Genomic DNA, 22,066 nt, shown 5'->3' on the forward strand with positions numbered 1-22,066 from the left:
ATCAAAAATTATGAAGCCGTGTTATACACTTTCAACTACTGAACTGGGATGTGCTCTTGCCCTTTGTGGTTATGAAGATATGGCAAACGATGTGTTAAGTAATTTAGAGCTGCTAGAAGATGAATTAAAATTTGAAAAATTTATTAAGCAAACAGAGTATACCTTAAAAGATAAAGGATACTGGGACGAAAGTAGTAAGAGCTTACTTTTTGCTGAAATAGAACACTTTATTGATAAATTAGTACATACAAGAAGAAAGATTCGGTGTATTAGAGAAAACGAGGTGTTTTTTCTTCATTTTGTAAATTCAAACGAGTTTATTGTACAAGTAATAGAGGAGCAACGTCATTATTTCTATACGAAATTTCTTATGGAAGACGTTAAAGAACTATTAATTAAAAAGTTCGAATTAGGAAAATCTACATCTGAAGATTTAGACGGAATTGAACCACTGATGTTATCTGAGGATATCTATAACAATTTACTACAATTGAAACATGTAGAGTTGGATAATCTCATTAATAAAGCCGATATAAACGATTCTCTAAAAAATTTTCTCAAGGATTTTAAAAAAAATGACTGTAAGTTTAATAATATTTCTCTTATAGACATGAACTATTTAGACAATGAGATAGAATTTGATAAAATTTTATTTTTTATGCCTAGTGAAGACTTTATATGGTATGTAATGTACGATAATATCTCTGAAGATGAGATATTTATCGTTCCTCTTTCAACAGATGGCTTTTATTTCAAAGTTAAAGATCTACTAGAAGAGAAAAGCTATAAAGGTTTGTTGAAAAATAGTAGGTAATTAGCGAAGAGGGGTAGCGCGTTAAATGAAGAAAGTTATAGGATTTGCTTTAGCTGTTAGTATATTAGCTGTAGGTACAATGTTTTTTTGGGGAAACGGAAGAGGTTTCCCTTTCTTGTCAGCATATTTATTTGCCATGTTTTTTTGTAATGCTTTATATGGGCTATTATCGTTAATTTTCCAACGAGCGTCTATTTATCAATATGAGCAATTTGTCTATGATTACAAGCCAACGATAAGAGGTTATTGCGCTAAATATTTAGTTATGGCTGTATTTACACCTAACTATTACGTGCAAAAAAGGATTAACAGAGCTCCATTTATTGTGAATCGTTTATTAGCCTTAATTTTTGTCATTTGCTTTTGGATATTAGGCTTTACAACGGGGATGATTTATAACATTTGATAAAGGAAGGTAGTTTAAAAAATGACACAGAGCCCTATTACTTTAAGCACGAATCAACTAATCGCAGCCTTAACCTTATGCGGATATGAAAAAGAAGCGCAAAGTGTAGGAAAACAACAAAAAATCAAAAAAATGGAGCTTGACCAGATATTATATGGGCCGGACTTTATTATGCAAAAATCTAACTTATGGGATGACGAAACTGATGTAGGAATAAATGAAACAATGGTCAGCCTCATTCAACACATAGTAGAGGCACCTAAGAAAATTAAGTTTGTGCACAAAAGTAAGAGTCTGAATTTCTATTGGGTAAATAATAATCATATAATCATAGAGCAACAATTCCAGAAAAAACATATTTTTTCGTTTACTCATTCTCTTCTAGGTTTTGGAGAAGAGGTTACAAATTTTTATAAGTTAAATCAGGGAGAGAATTGTGTTTTCAAAACTAAAGTTAGTTTATCTGATAGTACATATGATTCTCTTCATCATATGTCATCAAAAGCTTTAAATAAGATGATTGAGGATGATTCAGTAGAGGTACAAATGAAAAAGTTTTTACAAGACTTTAAGGATAATGGTCAAGAAATTGTCCACGTTATGTTCCAAAACGATCAGCACGTCCAAACTGTCCTTTCTTTTATTCCTGGGAACCGTTATTGCTGGCTTCCAGATGTTCAAAAAGAAAGTAAAGAAGTTCATTTTGTAAGTGCTAAATTGGATGATTTTTTAAGTTTGATTGAAAATGCAAAAGTTGAGCTGCTTAAAAAGGAAGTATCCTCGTATTCTCCTAATAAAGTAAAACGAACGTCGTTATTAAAAAAATTCTCAGTATATCGCGGCTTGAAAAGCTTTATACAAGCAAACTTATTTCTTGTATTAACGTATATGATGCTATTAGTTTCTAAGCAAGAATGGGAACCTAACACAAACCAAATAGCTGTTTACATATTTATTTTTGAGATCGGGGCCCTTATTGTTTCATTCATGGCTTGCTTCAGGCCTCGAGTGTATAAAGATTAACACGTAAATCCCGCTTTTTTTAAAGAGGCTGGGACAAAAGTATTTTAGTCGAAGAGATATTCGAACGATTAATTAATCGTTCGAATTTTTTTGTTGTTATGGTAAACGTAAATTTCACATATTAGGTGCTTCTAGCGATTGATTGGAGGGCAAGGCGAAGACTCCTGCGGGCTCAGCGGCCGCCCGCGGAAAGCGAAGCCTTGCACGGAAATCAACCGCGGTGTCACAAGCAGTCCAGCTCCTTTATCCAATTTGTTCGTTTTAGATGAGATTGATTTCGCTCTTTTTTGAAACATCCTTTACAGCTTATCTATCAAAAGCATAAAAGTCTCTAAAACACTTCTTTGTTGCTATCATAAGCCTCCAGCAAGTCTCAAAATACCTAAATCGCCTAATGGAATATCTTACTTTTAATGGACAATTATCTGTTTTTAGGATATATTTTTATAAGTTTAGGTTATGGAAGAAATAGTATATTGAAAACGAAAGGTGATTAAACGAAAGAATGGATGCTCATGCTTTAAAGGAACTGACGTATGAAGACTTTCAGTTTGTATATCAGCCTATTTATGCGCTGGATTCGTGGGAGACGCTGGGTTTTGAGGCTTTGCTGCGCACAGCTTTCGCAAAAGGGCAAATTGAAGAGTTGTTTTCACTGGCAAGACGCCATAATTATTTGTACAAGCTTGATACGATGGCAATTGAAGGGGCTATAAAGAACTTTCCGTTTGAGGTATTGAAATCTGAAGATTTATTTATCAACGTGTTTCCATCTACTCTTCTCCACCCGCATTTCCAACGGTTTTTAACATATCTGTTGAACACCTATAAAAACGCGAAACATCGTATTGTATGGGAGTTAAATGAAACGCTTCATGAAAAGATTTTATGGGAATCACCTGCTCTTTTTGCCCGAGTAATGAGTTTGAAAGAGGCCGGTTTCAAAATTGCGATTGATGATTTTGGAGCAGGAGCCGCAGCGATGAGACAGGTGAGCATGTATGAGCCTCACTATATGAAATTGGACCGAAGCTATGCGGAAGGGCTAGCAGACTGCAAGCAAAAGAAAGATCTGATTGATTTGCTTGTTAACTATTATCCGCATACGAATCTCATTTTAGAAGGCGTTGAACGAGATAAAGATTTAGCCGCAGCGATTTCGTTAAACCTACATGCTGCTCAAGGCTATTTGCTGGGCATGCCGCAGTCGATCTCTTCCTACTTAACTTATAATAAGTACCGCAGTTTATTCAGACGAGAAAGGCTGCTGAACTCTTAAACCATACACTTCACTAAATAGATAATTTATCGTAATATAAAAGCGAGTAATTAGACCTATATGAAACATAGATGCCTTGAATTTTTATAAAATTATGTGATTTTGTGCGATTGTTAAAATATTTTAAGAGGTAAAGAAGACGTGTTGGTTTGGGAGAATGAGTGAATTGTATATCAAAACAAGACGTTTAGTGAAATTCCAAAGGCAGATGGAGGATATTTAGTATGTATAGTGAAGGGGTATTCCAATTTTATTTTATGAATATGCCGCAGCCTGTTATTTTAATTCAGCAAGAAAAACATCAGCTGTATTATAAACAATGTAACAAAGCAGCTCAGCAATTCTTTGACAAAATGGAAGACAAGATAATCAATAAAGAAGAAAATCTGCTTTTTTACACACTTTGTGAAAAAGCCATTGCCACGAAAGAACCGATTCAATATCAATACATACAGCTTTTTCAGCCCGACCGGCATGCATATGAAGTAACTTTTACTCCTCTTTTTAATCAAGCGACAGCCCCTTCACATGTCCTTGTCATGGCTCAAGAAATTCATTATAAAAAAACACAGGAAGAGAGCACGCGTTTACTCGATGCGTTTCTAGAAAATACGGTAGACGCCATTCTAATTGCTGATTGTGATGAGAAGGTCTTAACAGTCAATGGAGCATTCGAAAAGCTATTTCAGTGGAGAAAAGAAGAAGTTATCGGAAAAAGCCGTCAAGAGATGAACATCGTGTCAAAGAAAGAGGAACAAGAAAACCTTAAATTAATCGAAGAATTAAAAAATGGTAAGACGCTGTCTCCTTATGAAACAGTCAGGTACACAAAAAGCGGCGAAGGCGTGTGTGTATCTGTCAGCTGTTCACCGATTTATGACTATCAAAATCAACTAGTCGCCTATTCAGTGATTTACCGAGATATCACAGCTATTAAAAAATTAGAATTAGAGCTCATAAAAAGCAAACAGTGGTACAAATCGCTATTTACAAACCACCACCACGCGGTTTGTATGCTGAATTTGGACGGCACGATTTTAAATATCAACAGCGCATTCTTAGAAACGCTGCAGCTTTCTGCAAGCGATGTGCTGCATAAAAATTACCGAGACATTGCTAAAAGACTGGGAGCCTGTAATTACAAACGTTGGAATGTATATGAAGAAATTAGTTATAGTACAGAGCTAACATTCCGAAGAAGCCAACATTCTATACAACATGTGTATATTACAACGATTCCTGTTAAAGTAAATAATCAAACGGTTGGCGCCTATGCAATCCTACACGATATCACGCCTCAAAAAGAAGCAGAAGAACAGCTGGCGTATACGCTGAAAGAACTTGAAAATATAAAATATGCGCTTGATGAATCAGCTAGCGTTATGATTATAAATGCAAGTGGAACTATTACCTATGTGAATGATATGTATGTACAGTATTCAGGTTATGAAAAAGAAGATTTAGTAGGGAAGTATTATCGAGATGCAGGGCTTAATCATGACCACCGTGAGCTGCTTGAAACAATAAAAAGCGGAAAAGTATGGCGAGGACAGCTTGAAATGGGGACGAAGCATCATCAGTCATACTGGGTATCGAAAACAATTGTGCCGTTAAAAGATATAGACGGAAATATTACTCATTATGTATCCATTCATAATGATATTACTGAACAAAAAGCGCTAGAAAATAAACTTCATTTTGAAGCCACTCACGATAGTTTAACAGGTCTTCCTAATCGGGCGATGTTATTAAAAGAGTTAAACAAAGTAATTGAAAAAGGGCAGCAAAAAAGCGATGAGTTTTTTGCGCTTTTGTTTCTTGACTGTGATAATTTTAAGCAGATTAACGATGAATATGGCCATCATATAGGCGACGAATTTCTAAAAGCATACACGAAGAGATTAAAGAGCTGTGTGAGGAAAGGCGATTGTATTTATCGTTTGGGCGGAGACGAGTTTATCATTATTTTAAACGTAACAAACCGACGAGAAATTGAGCAAATTGCTAGGCGAATTCACGTATCTCTTCAGCAAAGCTGGAATGTACGGGGCTATTGTTTGCGCACCACAACTACCATCGGCGTCTCTATTTATCCAGAAGACGGGGAATCGGCTGCTTCATTATTAAAAAATGCAGATGATGCGTTATATAAAGGAAAAAGAGAAGGGAAAAATAATTATATCCTCTATCAAACGTAAAAAAAGCCTCCAAAGAGGCTTTTTTATTTTATCCATGTTTTTGCCCACTTGCTGACGGGTCCTAAGATCATACCAAGCTCTGATCCTTTTTTAGTTAAGATATATTCAATACGAACCGGACGTTCAGGAATAACGTGCCGGATTACAATTCCTTCTTCTTCTAACTCTTTCATTCGTTCGGTTAACATTCGTTTACTTAAAGAGGGAATGCTGCTGTGAATTTCACTAAAGCGTTTAGGACCGCTCATCAGGACATAAATAATTAACCCGTTCCATCTTTTTCCTATTATATCAAACGTTTTCCACACTTTTGGACATAACTCATCAAATTCATTCATTCATGCCACCTACTTTATTGTATATAGGATATTAAAAGTAACCCTTATAATGTTATTATATACTAGCATTTGGATAATGAAAAGGCTATCTTTTTTTATTTTCAAAACTTTCAGTAGCTTGGAAACGCTGTATTGTAAAGTTTTAAAAAAAAGTCACAGAATCGACATATTATTATTGACGTATCAAGAAAAAAGGTCTAAGATTGGTTACATAAAGTTACCTAGTTAAATAAAAGGTACTTTAAATTTACAATTACATCAAGAGTTTGAGAAAGAAGGTTAGTATCAAATGGATATCCTTTTGGCTATTCTTCCTGCGATTTTCTGGGGAAGTATTGTCCTGTTCAACGTTAAATTGGGCGGAGGTCCTTACAGTCAAACGCTTGGGACTACAATTGGTGCGCTGATCTTTTCAGCCGTTATTTATTTCGTAGTTCATCCAGTGTTGACGCCGCTTATTTTTATTGTCGGAATCGTTTCAGGATTATTTTGGGCAGTTGGGCAAAGTAATCAGTTGAAAACGATTGATTATATTGGTGTTTCAAAAACCATGCCAATTTCAACTGGTATGCAGCTTGTGACAACATCACTATTTGGTGTTATCGTGTTTCACGAGTGGTCAACAACAACAACCGTTATTTTAGGCGTGTTAGCTCTTATTTTCATTGTTATTGGTATCGTGCTAACATCACTAGAAAGCGAAAAAAATGCAGAGCAATCTGGACAATTCAAAAAAGGGATTATTACCCTTATTGTTTCAACAATTGGATACTTAGTGTATGTAGTTGTCGCTCGTTTATTTAATGTAGACGGCTGGTCGGCACTATTCCCACAAGCTATTGGTATGTTAATTGGTGGACTTATACTTACTTATAAACACAAACCGTTTAATAAATACGCAATTCGCAACATTATTCCAGGCCTTATTTGGGCAGCTGGTAACATGTTCTTATTTATCTCTCAACCTAAAGTAGGGGTTGCAACAAGCTTCTCATTATCACAAATGGGAATCGTTATTTCAACGCTTGGCGGTATCTTCTTACTTGGAGAAAAGAAAACAAAGCGTCAGCTTATTTCAATTACGATTGGTATTGTGCTCATCATTTTAGGTGGCGTATTCCTCGGAATGGCTAAAAGTTAACGTTTACGTAAAAGTTAATGATAGTATGTATGAATAAATGAAAACACTAGGAGGATTTTATTATGTATACAGATTTAAAAGATAAAGTAGTTGTAATTACAGGTGGATCAACAGGTTTAGGTCGCGCAATGGCTGTTCGTTTCGGTCAAGAAGAAGCAAAAGTTGTTATTAACTATTACAACAATGAAGAAGAAGCTTTAGATGCGAAAAAAGAAGTAGAAGAAGCAGGCGGACAAGCAATCATCGTTCAAGGCGACGTAACAAAAGAAGAAGACGTTGTAAATCTTGTTCAAACAGCTATTAAAGAATTCGGTACATTAGACGTTATGATTAACAACGCTGGTGTTGAAAACCCAGTTCCTTCTCATGAGCTATCTTTAGACAACTGGAACAAAGTTATTGATACAAACTTAACAGGTGCATTCTTAGGAAGCCGTGAAGCAATTAAATATTTCGTTGAAAACGACATTAAAGGAAACGTTATTAACATGTCTAGTGTTCACGAAATGATTCCTTGGCCATTATTTGTTCACTATGCAGCAAGTAAAGGCGGTATGAAACTAATGACGGAAACATTGGCTCTTGAATATGCGCCAAAAGGTATCCGCGTAAATAACATTGGACCAGGTGCGATGAACACACCAATCAACGCTGAAAAATTCGCAGATCCTGTACAACGTGCAGACGTAGAAAGCATGATTCCAATGGGTTACATCGGTAAACCAGAAGAAGTAGCATCAGTTGCAGCATTCTTAGCATCATCACAAGCAAGCTATGTAACAGGTATTACATTATTTGCTGATGGTGGTATGACGAAATATCCTTCTTTCCAAGCAGGAAGAGGCTAATATAGTTTAGAATCGATGTAGAAAAAAGAGACATGGCAAAAAGCGCCATGTCTTTTTTTTCTATACCTAAGAGAATTTCACCCCCCTTTCGGGGTTGGTGAAATTCTCCTAGGTAAAAGCTTTTAAGAACTTTTTAAAACCTTTTTGGGAAGGTTCAAGGGAGCTTTTTGTGCTTCCCTTATAAGTTTATTGTATTAGCCAGCCATTTTTTTGTTAGACGATGGCTGGTTTTTGTCTTTTAGTTTGCTGAAGATAAAGGCTAGCACTGAGCCTGAGATGTTGTGCCAGACGCTGAAGATGGCGCTTGGGACAGCGGCTAGTGGCGAAAAGTGAGTGGAAGCAATGGTAACGCCGAGCCCTGAGTTTTGCATGCCAACTTCCATTGCGACCGCTTTTTGTTTGGCTAAATCCATTCCGCATAAGCGGGCAAAGAAGAAGCCGATTGTGAAACCAAGAATGTTGTGAAGCACGACTACGGCAAAAATGATACCACCCGTTTTAGCAAGCTGCGCTTGGCTTCCTGCCACAACGGCAGATACAATCAAAACAATTGCGACTACTGAAACAAGGGGAAGAGCTTTGGAACTCGCTTCTGCAGCTTTTCCAAAAAACTTTTTGATCGTAAATCCAAGAGCAAGCGGAATGATGACAACTTGTATAATGGAAATAATAAGAGACATGATATCAATATCGACCCACTTGCTTGCAAATAATAAAATGAGAAGCGGTGTAACGATCGGTGCTAAAATGGTTGAAACAGAAGCGATGGCAACTGCGAGCGCAACGTTTCCTCGAGCCAAAAAGACCATTACGTTTGATGATGTGCCGCTTGGACAGCAGCCTACTAAAATAACGCCCACTGCTATTTCTTTTGGTAAATCTAAGCCAATCGCCAAACCGAATGCGAGAAGCGGCATAATGATAAAATGTCCTACCACGCCTAGTGCTACTTCTTTCGGTCTTCGAAATACTTCGCTGAAATCAGACGCTGACAGCGTTAATCCCATTCCAAACATGACAATTCCTAAAAGCGGAACGATATACTTTCCAATCCATACAAAGTGCTCTGGGAATGAATAGGCAATAACGGAAATTAAAATAACCCAAAGCGTAAATGTTTTTCCTGCAAATGTACTGATTTTCTCTATTGTTTTCATCTGTACGATACCTCCTGCGAACTATAAGAAGAAATTATACTATTTATTCAGAAAAATGAAAACAGTATTTTTGTAAAATAGTACAGAATATTTTATCTTTTGGAGATTATTTCAGTTTAAATGCAAGCATTCCTTCATTGAATGGACAGAATATGTGGTAATATAAAGAAGTTAGTTTTAGAAAGTCGGAGGAGTTTAGTCATGAAATTTATCTATATTTTGTCTGTCCTTCCGTTCGTAGGCATATTAGGGTTTCTTCCTTTTGTTAATCGAGTGACTCCGTTTGTTCTCGGTATGCCGTTCAATATGTTTTGGATGGTGATATGGGTGGTGCTTACGTCCATTATTTTAGGGGTTATGTATAAGCTTGATCCCAGAAATCGGGAAGGGGAAGAAGAATGAATAGTGCACTTATTATTATTTTACTATTTTTAGTGGCAGCTATTTTTCTGGGCATACGATCAACCAAAGGCAAGGATATGAACTTGGAGCAGTGGACGGTAGGCGGACGCGGTTTCGGGGCTATTTTAGTTTTTGTGCTGATGGCCGGAGAAATCTATACAACGTTTTCGTTTCTAGGCGGAAGCGGATGGGCTTATGGAAAAGGAGCTCCTGCACTTTATGTCTTAATTTATATTAGCTTATCATATGTCTTATCATACTGGCTTCTTCCTGTTATTTGGAAGTATGCAAGAGATCATAAGCTCGTCTCGCAGCCTGATTTTTTTGTAAGCAAATATAAAAGTCCTTACCTTGGTGTGCTTGTAGCTGCTGTAGGAGTGATTGCGGTCATTCCTGTTATTGTTGTGCAGTTAAAAGGATTGGGAATTATTGTATCACAAGCATCATACGGCGCCATTTCAATGCCGGCAGCCATTTGGATGGGGGCTATCAGTTTAACGCTGTATGTGATGATATCCGGTATCCACGGTTCTGCATGGACGGCCGTTATTAAAGACATTATGATGCTTGCTGTGATTGGATTTTTAGGTATTTATTTACCTTTTCATTATTACGGAGGATACGGTCCAATGTTTGAAGCGGTGAATACAGAGAAGCCAGGATTTTTAAAGTTTCCTGAGCAAGGATTAAGCGTCTCGTGGTTTATTTCGACCGTTATTTTACTAGTACTTGGTTTTTATATGTGGCCGCAGGTGTTTAGCTCAAGCTATACAGCGAAAAATGCAAAGGTATTTCGCAAGAATGCAATCATTAGTCCTCTTTATACCTTAATGCTGCTCTTTGTATTTTTTGTTGGATTTGCAGCTATTTTAAAAGTTCCTGGTTTAAGCGGAGGAGACGTGGATCTTGCGCTATTACGGATTTCGATCCAAACCTTTGATCCTTGGTTTATTGGAATTATAGGAGGAGCCGGTTTGCTGACAGCGCTTGTGCCGGGATCGATGCTGTTAATGAGTGCGTCAACGCTGCTGGCTAAAAACATATACAAACCGTTTGCGCCTCAAGCAAGCGAAGCGCGTATTGCTCGTTTAGCGAAAAGCTTTGTACCGGTTGTGGCACTCATTTCCGTTTACTTTACGCTAAACGGGGGAACGACGCTATCAACAATTATTTTGATGGGCTATAGTCTAATGACACAGCTGTTTCCATCTCTGCTTTTCAGTTTGAAGAAAAATAACTTTGTAACGAAACAAGGAGCAGCGTGGGGGATTGTTGCTGGAATTATTGTAGTGGCCTATATTACAATCAGCGGCTCTACGATTGGTACGTTATTTCCATCCCTGCCTCAGCAAATGAAAGATATCAACGTCGGATTTATTGCGCTGCTTATCAACTTTATCGTAATGTGGGCAGTCAGTATGCTCACAAAGCAAAACGAAGCTGAGACAAAAGTATATTAGACGAAGTGAAAAACGAACCATTGATCAACACGTTTGATTAGTGGTTCGTTTTTTTGTTAGGGTCAACGGTAGACCCTTCTAGCAGTTGATTGGAGGGCAAGACGAAGACTCCTACGGGAAAAGCGGAACAGGTGAGAACCCACAGGAGCGCAAGCGACGAGGAGGCTCAACGGCCGCCCGCGGAAAGCGACGTCTTGCACGGAAATCAACTGCGGTGTCACAAGCGGTTCAGCTCATGTCTACCGTTTGTTCGTCTTTAGATTAGATTCATCTCATTATGTCTCAGCCTTGTTTTTTCTAATCAAACAGCAAAGAGCCAAAGGAATAGGATCATCCTTTGGCTCTTTACGTGGCTTTTAACCGATAATTTGTAAAATTTCCTACATCAACTGATTTACGCTAAAGCGGGAACTCGGTCGTTATAGTAAATAACTTCCGATAGGATCTTACACCCTTTAATCTCCTGAAATGTCTTTTTCGCCTCTACCTCTGATTCAAATTCAAACATAGTCGGACTTTGGTTTTTCGAGTAAACGGTAATGATCCACATTGTAAAATAAGCTCCCCCTGTAAAATAATAGTTTTCCTTTTTAGTGTAGCTATCAGGTGATGTAATAATAATTGAATAGTTGTGATACAGCCTCACATTTTAAAAGGTACTTCTACTATACAACAAAAATTACAAAATAAAACAAGAAAATCTAAAAAACTACAAAGAATAATGAAAGAGAATAAATAACCGTTTATATATGGGCTATATTTATAAATGGAAGTGGGAGTGTAAAAAATATAGGAAGAGCGATTGTCTTTTAGATTGCTAAACTATATACTTATGTTCAAAAAGTGCAGGACGTGAACGATGAAAGTTGATACGGTAGTAAAAAAAGATGTTTTACTCATTTTGGTGATGATAGTTGTTGTGCCGCTAGCAGGAGAGCTTAAATATTATCCTTTTCATGATACGTATAGAGTCAGCTTTGCTGTGCCCATTTTTTTCTTTTCACTGCTGCTTTTAAGAAAGGTATCTCCTGTAATACCAGGTATTTTAGTTGCGAGTGCTATAGTGGGCTTTCGAATGTACCTTGATTGGTATAATTACGAATCATTTGATTTTCTGCATTCTTTGCAGATTCGATGCTCAGCAGGGATTTATTATCTTGTTTATGCCATTGCTTTTTCTTGGTTTAAGATTAACGATTTTCATTCAAAGCCGTGGATTATTGGCATATGGAGCATCATCATCGAAACGGTTTCAGGTGGCATGGAACTGCTTTGTATGTATGTGATGGTTCACCATCATATTGTGTTTCCGGAGTTCATGCAAATTTTTATTGTAGGCGTCTTTCGAAGTTTCTTTGTTTTATGTCTGTTTAGCATGATCAAGCTTTACGAAGGGCAGCTGAGAGAACGGCAAATCTCTCAAAAAAATGATCAGCTGCTTGTTGTGCTTTCAAATTTGTATGAAGAATCCATTCATTTGAAAAAAACGCTGCAAGACGCTGAGAGAATTACGAAAAAGTCGTATGATTTATATGAAGAACTACACGAAGCAGATATCCACCAGCTTACTTCGCTGCACGAATTTAGCCAAAAAGCATTACAAATTGCAGGAGAAGTACATGATATTAAAAAAGACAACCAGCGGATATCAGCAGGACTGTCCAAGGTCATTACAAAAGAGGAATTTTCTGAGTATATGGAAATCGAAAGTCTGCTTCAAATCGTCATGCGCAGCAATGAAAAGTATGCGGCGATGTTAGCAAAAGATATTCATTTTTCATATTCGGTTCTAGGAGAGCATCCTCGCTATCACGTGTACTTGTTTTTGTCATTAATTAATAACTTAGTAACGAATGCAGTCGAAGCGATTGAAAAAGAAGGCGCGATTATTATCGACGTCTGCCGAGAAGAAGACCGCATTTTACTATATGTAAGAGACAGCGGTCCCGGTGTAAAAAAAAGGCATGAACGTCTCATTTTTAAAGCGGGATTTACATCCAAATACGCAAAGGACGGGACGCCTTCTACAGGTCTTGGGCTTGTCTATGTTAAGCAAATGACCGAGAAGCTGGGCGGGAGTATTCAATTTATTAATCTGTCTCCAAGCCCCGGTGTTCAATTTACTATAGATTTACCTATTTCTACGTTAATGGGGGATAAGGACTAATATGCGATTTTATATCATAGATGATGACGAAGTCTTTCGTTCAATGTTAGCTGAAATTATTGAAGATAATGATTTAGGAGAGGTTATAGGGGAGGCAGAAGACGGAATTGTCTTAAATGATCAATCTTCTCTATTGCAGCAGATCGATATTTTATTTATTGATTTGTTGATGCCCATTCAAGACGGAATCGAAACCGTGCGCAAAATAAAGGATACTTTTAAAGGCAAAATTATTATGATGTCACAGGTAGAAACAAAAGATTTGATTGGAAAAGCCTACTCGCTTGGCATTGAATACTATATCACGAAGCCGCTTAATCGTATGGAAGTGCTCATGGTCATTCAAAAAGTAATTGAACGAATTCATGTTCAACAATCAATGGAGAAAATTCAAGAATCGTTAAATACCGTACTTAATATAGGAAACCAGCAAAAAACGCCTTCCGTTGATAAAAAAGAAAGCGATCCGGCAGAAGCGTGCAGGTTTCTTTTAAGAGAACTTGGGATTTTAGGAGAAAGCGGAAGTAAAGATTTAATCGAAATCATCAATTACCTGCATCAAACGGAAAAGAGCACGATGTATGAACAGCATTTTCCTTCTCTCAAAGAAATTTTTGAGAAAATTACCGTTAGAAAGCTTGGTTCATCTTTTACAGAAGACGTGCTGCAAAAAGAAATGAAAGCAGCTGAGCAGCGAGTAAGAAGAGCCATTTATCAGTCTTTAAATCATTTGACCTCTCTTGGGATGGTTGACTTCTTTAATCCTAAATTTGAAAATTACGCTTCTAAGTTTTTCGATTTTTCAATGGTGCATCAGCGCATGAGAGATATAGAAAAAGGAACGGGAAAAAGCAGTACTCCGAGCCGTATAAATGTAAAGAAATTTATCCAAATGCTCTATTATGAAGTCAAACAAACGCTGTAGTAAAAAAACTATAGCGTTTTCATTTTGTAATTTTCTAAAAACTTTTTTGTTAGTTTCAGTAGGTTTGTGTTAGATTTTGTGATGCCTATGATAATGTAATCTTATGAATAAAAGAACTACTTAATAAACAGTTCTTAATGGAATTGTATCTGTTGAATACAGTAAGTGCAAATAAACAGCTTCGAGCTGTTAGAAAAAAGAAGGAAGGTGCAAAGATATGTTCAAAAAGCTTGGATTAGCAGGACAAATTTTAATTGGTTTGATTGCAGGTATTATTGTAGGGGCCATTTTTTACGGAAATCCTAAAGCAGTTGAAGTACTGCAGCCAATTGGAGACGTATTCATTCATTTAATTAAAATGATCGTGGTGCCGATTGTTATATCTAGTATCATTGTGGGCGTTGCGGGTGTTGGTGATATTAAGAAGCTTGGTAAATTAGGCGGAAAAACAATTCTTTACTTTGAAATCATTACAACGGTTGCCATTGTTGTAGGCTTATTGGCAGCTAACTTGCTTCACCCTGGTACTGGTGTGGACCGCAGCGGTCTTGAAAAATCAGATATCAGCAGCTACACATCAACGGCAGAAGCTACAGAGCAAAAAGGATTTGTAGAAACATTTGTTCACATCGTTCCAACGAATGTATTTGAATCAATTGCTGCAGGCGACATGCTGCCAATTATTTTCTTCTCGGTCCTATTTGGACTTGGAATTGCATCAATCGGTGAAAAAGGAAAGCCGGTTCTAAGATTTTTTGAAGGCACGGCAGAAGCGATGTTTTGGGTAACGAATTTAGTTATGAAGTTTGCACCGTTTGGCGTATTTGCATTAATCGGTGTAACCGTATCAAAATTTGGACTAGCGTCTCTGATTCCGCTTAGTAAGCTTGTAATTGTTGCTTACGGCACAATGATTTTCTTTGTATTAGTGGTACTAGGACTTGTAGCTAAATGGGCAGGCGTTAACATCTTCCATTTATTAAAAGTGCTAAAAGATGAATTGCTGCTAGCATTTTCAACTGCAAGTTCAGAAACAGTATTACCGCGTATTATTGCAAAAATGGAAAAGTTCGGATGTCCTAAAGCAATTACATCTTTTGTTATTCCGACGGGATATTCGTTTAACTTAGACGGATCTACTCTTTATCAAGCGCTTGCTGCGATCTTTATTGCGCAAATGTACGGTATTGATATGAGCATCACACAGCAAATTTCACTGATATTAATTTTAATGGTTACATCTAAAGGAATTGCAGGAGTTCCGGGCGTATCGTTTGTTGTACTGCTTGCAACGCTTGGATCTGTAGGACTTCCAGTAGAAGGCCTTGCTTTTATCGCTGGAATCGACCGTTTGTTAGATATGGGACGTACAGCGGTAAACGTAATTGGAAACTCACTTGGTGCAATCGTCATTTCGAAGTGGGAAGGTCAATTTAACGATAAAGACAAGGAAGCTTATATTAACGAAGTAACGAAAAAAGTATCGTAATTACAAACGTATTTTAGTTGAAGGAAGATCCGAACGAGTAATGGTTCGGATTTTTTCGTTTGAATTTGCTTTGAAAAGTTGGGAATAGTAACTAAAGATGAAAAACAAATGATTGATACAAGGAGGTCACAACATGGGAAGAGCAAATAATCACAAATCATCACATAACAACAAAGGGTCACTGCCTCAAACACCAAAAGAGTTAAAAATTGCTCCGGATCAAGGAAATGAAGAATTTTCACGCGAGTTAGCGCAGCATCATGATGCTAAAGCGAAACAGGACTTAATTTTGAAACAGCAAAAAGAAAAGTAAAAGAAAAAAAACTGAGACATAATGAAATGAATCCAGCCTAAAGACGAATAAATGAGATACATGACCTGGATTGCTTGTGACACCGCAGTTGATTTCCGTACAAGGCTTCGCTTTCCGCGGGCGGGCGCTGAGCCTCCTCGTCGCTTTCTCTCCTGCGGAGTCTCACCTGCTCCGCTTTTCCCGCAGGAGTCTTCGCCTTATCCTCCAATCAACTGCTAGAAGGAACGAAACAAATAATACTATGTTCACAATCACAAAAAAACGAACCACTAATCAGACATGCTGATTAGTGGTTCGTTTTTCCCTAAGTGAAAAATGCTTTTGTCCCATCCTCTTTTTTATAAACAACTAAAGATAAAAATTCCTAAGTACCATTTTGTAACATTATTTAATCATAGCGTAATAGTTTTTGAGGCTTTTTTCATTATAATTAAACCGAACACATTGAAAAATAGGTTCATAGAAACGTAACGTTCGGTTACATAATGGAGGAAAAAAATGAAAAAAGCCATCATTGGGTCTATAACGGCAGCTGCAGTTTTATTTAGCGGAGCCAGTCCGTTTATTGCACCTGCTCAAACAGTGGAAGCAGCGTCATATTCATACAAAGACACGGCTATTGCTACTGGTAAAAAATTAATAGGTGTTCCTTATAAATGGGGAGGCACAACAACAAAAGGTTTTGACTGCTCTGGATTTATTCAATACATTTTCAAAAAAGCTGGAAAAACACTTCCGCGCACAACGGAACAAATGTATCGAGTAGGGACAAGCGTTTCAAAAGCAAAGCTTCAAAAAGGAGATTTAGTTTTCTTTCAAACGTATAAAAAAGGTCCTTCACATGTAGGCGTGTACTTAGGAAATAATCAGTTTCTTCAAGCTTCTACGTCTAAAGGCGTGACGATTACATCTCTTAGCAACAGCTACTGGAAAGCACGTTATATTGGTGCAAAACGGATTTAACCATCCGTCATTTTTTTAGAAAACAACACTACATTATGTAGTGTTGTTTTTGTTTGCATATACATAACGTATTGCCAATATTATTTTTAACGTTTTATACAAAAAAAACCATATTCTGTGAGATAATAACGTTAACACATTTTGTACTTTAACATAAGGAATATCCCACTCTATTCGAAAGTTTGGTGAGCGAAGATGAAGCGCTTAGTATGGAGTTATGGAATAGGTATTGTTGCAATAGTAGCAGTACTCTCATTTTTCTTTATGATGAAAGGTCAAACAGAGAAAGCCGTCGTTAGCGGAGATGTACCAAAAGCTCATGCGCAGGGAGAAAGAGTGAAGCAGCCCATCTCACAGTTCCAAGCAGTACAGCCTCATGAAGCAGGTAATGAAGTAAAAAATGTAAAAAACAACATGCCTGAAAAAGCCGATCCTCCTCCGTTTTTAGTCTACATTGACCCTGGTCATCAAGCTCACGCTAACCTAGAGAAAGAGCCAATCGGGCCGGGAGCAGCAGAAACAAAAATAAAAGTTTCCGGAGGTACATCAGGTGTGGTGACCAAGAAGCCGGAATACAAGCTGACGTTGGAAGCCTCTATGATATTAAAACAGCTTCTCGAAGAAAAAGGCATAACCGTAAAGCTTACTCGCAGTTCTCACGATGTGAATATCAGCAACCGGGAACGAGCGGAGCTTGCGAATAATTCAAAAGCTGACTTACACGTACGTATCCATGCAGATGGTTCTGAAAATACTTCTGTAAAAGGATTTTCTGTGCTCACTCCTGCAGAAGATAATTCCTATACAAAGTCTATTTATCAAAGCAGTTTACAAGCATCTCAAGCTATTCTGACAGAGGTGGAAAAAGATCAGTTTGTCGAAGTGGACGGCATTCGCTATCGCAGTGATCTTTCAGGATTTAACTGGTCGACTGTACCCGTAACGCTAGTTGAACTGGGGTATATGACGAATTCAGAAGAAGACCGGAACCTGTCTGATCAGGCTTACCTTACAAAGCTGATGAATCATATTGCAGACGGTATCGTGGCATATGAAGGAATGACAAAATAAAAGGTGGAAAGACCTATAAAAGCGTGTGACTAAATCAATTGATTTATGTCACACGTTTTTTTTGTCGTTCATATGATATAAAAAAGCGTTTTTTCGACAAAAAAATGGACGAGCAGAAAAGAAAACTAGGTAAAATGCTTTAATTTTTATAGAACTGTGTCGATATAACGAGAGATATTAAAATGCGTTAGACAGTACATGAAAATGGGGGAACAAGATGAGAAAGTTAACGGCATTAGCTTTAGTACTAAGCGTACTGCTGTTTCAATTCACGCCGCTTGCTAGCGTGAAAGCTGAAACGGTAGAACCAGTTGTGTCTGTAAAATTAGTAAACTATTTAGGAGATCAGCATGCAATTACAATTAAGCCGTCTTATTTATACACTATTAAAAACTCGGATTTGGTCTTAAATGCAAATACAGAGTATACGGTAACCGCAACAACTCAAGGTGTCACTTTAAAACAAGGAAGCACTGTCTTAGGTGAATTTACAAGCTTTGAAATTACACCGTCTCTTTATAAAAATCCCGTATCTATTAACGGCAGACAGTATTTAGGGGACGTGGCGTTTACAAATGAAAAGGGAACGTATGTCAGACCTGTTAATACGCTCCCGATTGAAGACTATTTAAAAGGCGTTGTGCCAAATGAAGTCTATACATCTTGGAATCTGCAAGCTTTAAAAACTCAGGCGGTAGCAGCAAGAACATACGCAATGAGCTATGCAGGAAAAGTAATCAATGACACGGTAAGCTATCAAGTATACGGTGGCTATACGTGGTATGACAGCACAAACCAAGCAGTAGATCAGACATTCGGACAAGTAGTTACCTACAACAATAAATTAATCAACGCCGTTTTCTCATCAAGCAACGGGGGAAGAACCGAATCAAACAGCAACGCTTGGGGAGGGACTCAGCTTTCTTATTTCCCGGTGAAAGAAGATCCATACGATAAGCAGACGCCGTGGACGTTAGCTATTCAAAAAACGCAAATTGATTTAACAGGAAAAGATTTAGCTAACTATAGCGCTTGGTGGAATACGGTTTCTGAAAAAGATAAAACCGTTACAGATAATGTGAAGTCATGGTTAGTAGCCAATAAGCATCCTGGTAAAACGATTAAAATTACGTCTATTCCAAAGGTGAGTTTTTATGCTCCTTCATCAGGAGGCCGTGTGACTAAAGGTGCGATTACAGTGGACTACCTCGTTAAAGGAGATGTAGACAGTTCGCAAAAACTAGTGGTTCATCATTTGGAATTAAAAGATTTAACATCGACGAAGCTAAAATCAATGTTAAACAGCCGTGCGATGCTTAGTCTGCTTGTAACGGAAACAAATGAAACAAGCACATCAACAACTTTTAATGGGAAAGGAAATGGACACGGTGTTGGAATGAGTCAATACGGTGCTCAAAAAATGGCAAGCCTAGGCAAAGACTATCGTGAAATTTTAGATTTTTATTATCCAACGACTACTCTTTTAAGTTTTTATACAACAAAATATCCGCGAAAAGAGCAGGAGCAAGAACCACCGAAAGATACGGTTGCACCTGATGCACCTTCAGTTAATGCATTAGGAGATAACCAAACATCGCTTACGGGCGTGACAGAACCAAATGCTTCTGTTATTGCAAAAGTGGAAAATGAAGTAATTGGAACGGGTCTTGCTGATGAAACTGGAAAATTTGCAATTACGATTGCCAAGCAGCCAGCAGATACAAAAGTGTCTGTAACGTCTAAAGATGCAGCTGAAAATGAAAGCACGGCTACAGTAGTGAGCGTAACGGATCAAACGCCGCCTTCTGTTCCAATTGTAAATGAAGTAAGTGACCAAGATACGACCGTAACGGGCGTAACAGAAGCAAACGCCGCCGTGACGGTAAAAGCAGGCGATGCAACGTTCTCTGCAGTAGCGGATGGTAACGGTACATTTACTGTTTCAATTCCAGTACAAATAGGCGGAACAACAATAGCGGTAAGTGCAAAAGATAAAGCAGGAAACGAAAGCCAAGCGCCTTCTTTTGCGGTTAAATCTACGTTAAAAGCACCGCTTGCACCCAAAGTAAATGAAGTAAGTGATCAAGACACAATGATCAAAGGAACGGCTGAAGCAAATGCGACGGTCATCGTTAAAAACGGAAGTCTTCAGCTTGCAGCAGGCAACGCAGATGCGAAAGGAAATTACAGCATCTCGATTGCGAAACAAAAAGCAGGAAGCACGCTGTACGTGACGGTTCAAAATGCAGGTGGAACAAGTTCAGCCGCTGCGGTGACCGTACAGGATAAAACGGCACCAGCTGCGCCAAAAGTAAATGCAGTAAGTGATCAAGATACAAAAGTTACAGGTGCAGCAGAAGCAAATTCTACAGTTACGGTAAAAGTAGGAACTACAACTGTAGGAACGGCTAAAGCAGGTGTAAATGGAGCGTTTTCTGTTTCCATTTCTCATCAAAAAGCGAATACAAAGCTAAGCGTACAAGCAAAAGATGCAGCAGGAAATAGCAGTACTGTATCGACTGTAACTGTTATGGCAAAGCAAAAAGCTCCGGTAAAACCAACAGTTAATGAAGTGAGTGATCGAAGTACAGCCGTTACGGGTACCGCAGAAGCAAATGCAACGGTTGTCATTAAAAACGGAAGTCTTCAGCTTGCAGCTGGTAAAGCAGATGCTAAAGGAAATTACAGCATCTCGATTGCGAAACAAAAAGCAGGAAGCAATCTGTCTGTAACGGCTGGAAACACAGCGGGCGTGAGTCCAGCTGTAACTGTAACCGTGCAGGATAAAACAGCACCCGTTACACCAAAAGTGAACGCTGTAAGCAATCAAGATACAGTCGTAACGGGAAGCACAGAAGCGGGCGCGGAAGTGCATGTGAAAATTGATAAAAAAGTAATTGGCAAAGGAAATGCCAAATCGGATGGAACGTTCAGCATCACCATTCCAAAGCAGCCTGCTGCTACAAAATTAGCTGTTATTGCAAAAGATGCAGCTAATAACTATAGCTCCAATGCGTTTGTAACGGTTAGTGCCGTACAGACAAAACCAGCGCTTCCAACCGTTAATACGCTTACTGAAAAAAGTACAGCAGTAACGGGAACAGGAGAAAAAAATGCGTCCATTTATATTAAAGTAGGCGGAAAAATTATTGCAAGTGGGAAAATTGATGGAAACGGCAAGTTCAGCGTGAAAATTCCTGCTCAAAAAGCAGGAACAGAAGTGACGGCGGTACTGCAAAATAAAGTAGGATACAGTCCGTATAAAATTGTAAAAGTGCAAGATACAACGCCGCCGGCACCTCCGGCAGTTGATGCCGTTACGTCTTTGTCCACATTTATCTCGGGAAAAACAGAAGCAAATGCCGTGATTACGATTAAAAGCGGTACAAAGCTAATCGCGTCAGGCAAAGCAGATACTAAAGGGCAATTTAAAGTAACGATTCCAAAACAAACAGCAGGCGTAAAGCTGGCTGTTACAGCAAAAGATGCAGCCAATAACTACAGCTCCAATACGTTTGTAACGGTTAGTGTCGTACAGACAAAACCAGCGCTTCCAACCGTTAATACGCTTACTGAAAAAAGTACAGCAGTAACGGGAACAGGAGAAAAAAATGCGTCCATTTATATTAAAGTAGGCGGAAAAATTATTGCAAGTGGGAAAATTGATGGAAACGGCAAGTTCAGCGTGAAAATTCCTGCTCAAAAAGCAGGAACAGAAGTGACGGCGGTACTGCAAAATAAAGTAGGATACAGTCCGTATAAAATTGTAAAAGTACAAGATACAACGCCGCCGGCACCTCCGGCAGTTGATGCCGTTACGTCTTTGTCCACATTTATCTGGGGAAAAACAGAAGCAAATGCTGTAATTACGATTAAAAGCGGTACAAAAGTAATCGGATCAGGCAAAGCAGATAGCAAAGGACAGTTTAAAGTAACGATTCCAAAACAAAAAGCAGGCGTAAAACTGGCTGTGACGGCAAAAGATGCCGCTGGAAATACAAGTTCAGCAGTCAATATAAATGTTAAATAAAAACAAAAAAGAATTCTCTGCGGAGGATTCTTTTTTTTAGTG

The 22,066-nt window shown here is 38.2% G+C and carries 21 protein-coding genes; 19 read left to right on the plus strand and 2 right to left on the minus strand.

The window, feature by feature from the left end; genetic code table 11:
- Nucleotides 1–10: 10 nt before the first annotated feature.
- The 6 genes from ACMX9J_RS15725 to ACMX9J_RS15750 all read left to right on the plus strand — a co-directional run bounded on the left by ACMX9J_RS15725 (nucleotide 11) and on the right by ACMX9J_RS15750 (nucleotide 5,720).
- Nucleotides 11–814, plus strand: a complete 804-nt coding sequence (locus tag ACMX9J_RS15725) for a hypothetical protein (protein ID WP_182420871.1) — start codon at nucleotides 11–13, stop codon at nucleotides 812–814.
- Between the two features lie 25 nt (nucleotides 815–839).
- Nucleotides 840–1,220 carry a hypothetical protein gene (locus ACMX9J_RS15730; protein WP_140451569.1) on the plus strand — a complete coding sequence of 127 codons (381 nt, stop codon included), beginning with the start codon at nucleotides 840–842 and terminating at the stop codon, nucleotides 1,218–1,220.
- 21 nt (nucleotides 1,221–1,241) lie between these two features.
- Nucleotides 1,242–2,243 (plus strand): hypothetical protein, encoded by a 1,002-nt coding sequence (locus ACMX9J_RS15735; protein WP_140451568.1) that lies wholly within the window; start codon nucleotides 1,242–1,244, stop codon nucleotides 2,241–2,243.
- A 138-nt stretch (nucleotides 2,244–2,381) separates the two neighbouring features.
- On the plus strand, nucleotides 2,382–2,534 hold the full coding sequence (locus ACMX9J_RS15740; RefSeq protein ID WP_181170517.1) for a hypothetical protein: 153 nt from the start codon (nucleotides 2,382–2,384) through the stop codon (nucleotides 2,532–2,534).
- 214 nt (nucleotides 2,535–2,748) lie between these two features.
- Complete coding sequence (locus ACMX9J_RS15745) at nucleotides 2,749–3,522, plus strand: EAL domain-containing protein (protein ID WP_416225950.1); 774 nt, start codon at nucleotides 2,749–2,751, stop codon at nucleotides 3,520–3,522.
- 224 nt (nucleotides 3,523–3,746) lie between these two features.
- Nucleotides 3,747–5,720 carry a diguanylate cyclase domain-containing protein gene (locus ACMX9J_RS15750; protein ID WP_416225951.1) on the plus strand — a complete coding sequence of 658 codons (1,974 nt, stop codon included), beginning with the start codon at nucleotides 3,747–3,749 and terminating at the stop codon, nucleotides 5,718–5,720.
- Between the two features lie 23 nt (nucleotides 5,721–5,743).
- On the opposite strand, the gene ACMX9J_RS15755 is transcribed toward ACMX9J_RS15750, so the two are convergent.
- Nucleotides 5,744–6,058, minus strand: a complete 315-nt coding sequence (locus tag ACMX9J_RS15755) for a winged helix-turn-helix transcriptional regulator (RefSeq protein WP_013055757.1) — start codon at nucleotides 6,056–6,058, stop codon at nucleotides 5,744–5,746.
- A gap of 289 nt (nucleotides 6,059–6,347) precedes the next feature.
- Between ACMX9J_RS15755 and ACMX9J_RS15760 the strand changes: the two genes are divergently transcribed.
- Entirely contained in the window at nucleotides 6,348–7,199 is an 852-nt protein-coding gene (locus ACMX9J_RS15760) for a RhaT/GlcU family sugar-proton symporter (protein ID WP_034269910.1), read from the plus strand.
- Between the two features lie 62 nt (nucleotides 7,200–7,261).
- Nucleotides 7,262–8,047 carry a glucose 1-dehydrogenase gene (gdh, locus tag ACMX9J_RS15765; protein ID WP_014461262.1) on the plus strand — a complete coding sequence of 262 codons (786 nt, stop codon included), beginning with the start codon at nucleotides 7,262–7,264 and terminating at the stop codon, nucleotides 8,045–8,047.
- A 194-nt stretch (nucleotides 8,048–8,241) separates the two neighbouring features.
- On the opposite strand, the gene ACMX9J_RS15770 is transcribed toward gdh, so the two are convergent.
- Nucleotides 8,242–9,204: a bile acid:sodium symporter family protein gene (locus tag ACMX9J_RS15770; RefSeq protein WP_013055760.1), complete on the minus strand. Its 963-nt coding sequence runs from the start codon at nucleotides 9,202–9,204 to the stop codon at nucleotides 8,242–8,244.
- 201 nt (nucleotides 9,205–9,405) lie between these two features.
- Here ACMX9J_RS15770 and ACMX9J_RS15775 point away from each other — a divergent pair, with 201 nt between their 5' ends.
- The 11 genes from ACMX9J_RS15775 (at nucleotide 9,406) to ACMX9J_RS15825 (ending at nucleotide 22,024) form a co-directional block, all read left to right on the plus strand.
- The gene (locus ACMX9J_RS15775) at nucleotides 9,406–9,606 is read left to right on the plus strand and encodes a DUF3311 domain-containing protein (RefSeq protein ID WP_013055761.1); all 201 of its coding nucleotides are present in this window, start codon (nucleotides 9,406–9,408) and stop codon (nucleotides 9,604–9,606) included.
- Complete coding sequence (locus ACMX9J_RS15780; protein WP_310877453.1) at nucleotides 9,603–11,066, plus strand: sodium:solute symporter; 1,464 nt, start codon at nucleotides 9,603–9,605, stop codon at nucleotides 11,064–11,066. Before ACMX9J_RS15775 ends, ACMX9J_RS15780 begins: the two co-directional genes overlap by 4 nt.
- An 85-nt stretch (nucleotides 11,067–11,151) precedes the next feature.
- Nucleotides 11,152–11,331: a hypothetical protein gene (locus ACMX9J_RS15785; protein WP_416225952.1), complete on the plus strand. Its 180-nt coding sequence runs from the start codon at nucleotides 11,152–11,154 to the stop codon at nucleotides 11,329–11,331.
- A 594-nt stretch (nucleotides 11,332–11,925) separates the two neighbouring features.
- Nucleotides 11,926–13,233 carry a sensor histidine kinase gene (locus ACMX9J_RS15790; protein WP_165635548.1) on the plus strand — a complete coding sequence of 436 codons (1,308 nt, stop codon included), beginning with the start codon at nucleotides 11,926–11,928 and terminating at the stop codon, nucleotides 13,231–13,233.
- 1 nt (nucleotide 13,234) lies between these two features.
- Nucleotides 13,235–14,158 carry a response regulator gene (locus ACMX9J_RS15795; RefSeq protein ID WP_088567766.1) on the plus strand — a complete coding sequence of 308 codons (924 nt, stop codon included), beginning with the start codon at nucleotides 13,235–13,237 and terminating at the stop codon, nucleotides 14,156–14,158.
- 217 nt (nucleotides 14,159–14,375) lie between these two features.
- Nucleotides 14,376–15,647 carry a cation:dicarboxylate symporter family transporter gene (locus ACMX9J_RS15800; protein ID WP_028407730.1) on the plus strand — a complete coding sequence of 424 codons (1,272 nt, stop codon included), beginning with the start codon at nucleotides 14,376–14,378 and terminating at the stop codon, nucleotides 15,645–15,647.
- A gap of 133 nt (nucleotides 15,648–15,780) precedes the next feature.
- The gene (locus ACMX9J_RS15805; protein ID WP_416225953.1) at nucleotides 15,781–15,960 is read left to right on the plus strand and encodes a YfhD family protein; all 180 of its coding nucleotides are present in this window, start codon (nucleotides 15,781–15,783) and stop codon (nucleotides 15,958–15,960) included.
- A 51-nt stretch (nucleotides 15,961–16,011) separates the two neighbouring features.
- Nucleotides 16,012–16,179: a hypothetical protein gene (locus tag ACMX9J_RS15810; RefSeq protein WP_416225954.1), complete on the plus strand. Its 168-nt coding sequence runs from the start codon at nucleotides 16,012–16,014 to the stop codon at nucleotides 16,177–16,179.
- A 279-nt stretch (nucleotides 16,180–16,458) separates the two neighbouring features.
- The gene (locus tag ACMX9J_RS15815; protein WP_013055770.1) at nucleotides 16,459–16,923 is read left to right on the plus strand and encodes a C40 family peptidase; all 465 of its coding nucleotides are present in this window, start codon (nucleotides 16,459–16,461) and stop codon (nucleotides 16,921–16,923) included.
- A 195-nt stretch (nucleotides 16,924–17,118) separates the two neighbouring features.
- The gene (locus ACMX9J_RS15820) at nucleotides 17,119–17,994 is read left to right on the plus strand and encodes an N-acetylmuramoyl-L-alanine amidase family protein (RefSeq protein WP_416225955.1); all 876 of its coding nucleotides are present in this window, start codon (nucleotides 17,119–17,121) and stop codon (nucleotides 17,992–17,994) included.
- A 217-nt stretch (nucleotides 17,995–18,211) separates the two neighbouring features.
- On the plus strand, nucleotides 18,212–22,024 hold the full coding sequence (locus ACMX9J_RS15825; protein WP_416225956.1) for an Ig-like domain-containing protein: 3,813 nt from the start codon (nucleotides 18,212–18,214) through the stop codon (nucleotides 22,022–22,024).
- The last annotated feature ends 42 nt before the right edge of the window (nucleotides 22,025–22,066 follow it).

The sequence above is a fragment of the Priestia sp. RMT2NF4 genome (assembly GCF_047872835.1).
GTDB classification, from domain to species: Bacteria; Bacillota; Bacilli; order Bacillales; family Bacillaceae_H; genus Priestia; species Priestia zanthoxyli.

Excerpts from the sequence above, each read along its gene's own strand:
- ACMX9J_RS15725 (WP_182420871.1), top strand. The coding sequence starts at position 11 with ATGAAGCCGTGTTATACACTTTCAACTACTGAACTGGGATGTGCTCTT.
- ACMX9J_RS15730 (WP_140451569.1), top strand. The coding sequence starts at position 840 with ATGAAGAAAGTTATAGGATTTGCTTTAGCTGTTAGTATATTAGCTGTA.
- ACMX9J_RS15735 (WP_140451568.1), top strand. The coding sequence starts at position 1,242 with ATGACACAGAGCCCTATTACTTTAAGCACGAATCAACTAATCGCAGCC.
- ACMX9J_RS15745 (WP_416225950.1), top strand. The coding sequence starts at position 2,749 with ATGGATGCTCATGCTTTAAAGGAACTGACGTATGAAGACTTTCAGTTT.
- ACMX9J_RS15750 (WP_416225951.1), top strand. The coding sequence starts at position 3,747 with ATGTATAGTGAAGGGGTATTCCAATTTTATTTTATGAATATGCCGCAG.
- ACMX9J_RS15755 (WP_013055757.1), bottom strand. The coding sequence starts at position 6,058 with ATGAATGAATTTGATGAGTTATGTCCAAAAGTGTGGAAAACGTTTGAT.
- ACMX9J_RS15760 (WP_034269910.1), top strand. The coding sequence starts at position 6,348 with ATGGATATCCTTTTGGCTATTCTTCCTGCGATTTTCTGGGGAAGTATT.
- gdh (WP_014461262.1), top strand. The coding sequence starts at position 7,262 with ATGTATACAGATTTAAAAGATAAAGTAGTTGTAATTACAGGTGGATCA.
- ACMX9J_RS15770 (WP_013055760.1), bottom strand. The coding sequence starts at position 9,204 with ATGAAAACAATAGAGAAAATCAGTACATTTGCAGGAAAAACATTTACG.
- ACMX9J_RS15775 (WP_013055761.1), top strand. The coding sequence starts at position 9,406 with ATGAAATTTATCTATATTTTGTCTGTCCTTCCGTTCGTAGGCATATTA.
- ACMX9J_RS15780 (WP_310877453.1), top strand. The coding sequence starts at position 9,603 with ATGAATAGTGCACTTATTATTATTTTACTATTTTTAGTGGCAGCTATT.
- ACMX9J_RS15790 (WP_165635548.1), top strand. The coding sequence starts at position 11,926 with ATGAAAGTTGATACGGTAGTAAAAAAAGATGTTTTACTCATTTTGGTG.
- ACMX9J_RS15795 (WP_088567766.1), top strand. The coding sequence starts at position 13,235 with ATGCGATTTTATATCATAGATGATGACGAAGTCTTTCGTTCAATGTTA.
- ACMX9J_RS15800 (WP_028407730.1), top strand. The coding sequence starts at position 14,376 with ATGTTCAAAAAGCTTGGATTAGCAGGACAAATTTTAATTGGTTTGATT.
- ACMX9J_RS15805 (WP_416225953.1), top strand. The coding sequence starts at position 15,781 with ATGGGAAGAGCAAATAATCACAAATCATCACATAACAACAAAGGGTCA.
- ACMX9J_RS15810 (WP_416225954.1), top strand. The coding sequence starts at position 16,012 with ATGAGATACATGACCTGGATTGCTTGTGACACCGCAGTTGATTTCCGT.
- ACMX9J_RS15815 (WP_013055770.1), top strand. The coding sequence starts at position 16,459 with ATGAAAAAAGCCATCATTGGGTCTATAACGGCAGCTGCAGTTTTATTT.
- ACMX9J_RS15820 (WP_416225955.1), top strand. The coding sequence starts at position 17,119 with ATGAAGCGCTTAGTATGGAGTTATGGAATAGGTATTGTTGCAATAGTA.
- ACMX9J_RS15825 (WP_416225956.1), top strand. The coding sequence starts at position 18,212 with ATGAGAAAGTTAACGGCATTAGCTTTAGTACTAAGCGTACTGCTGTTT.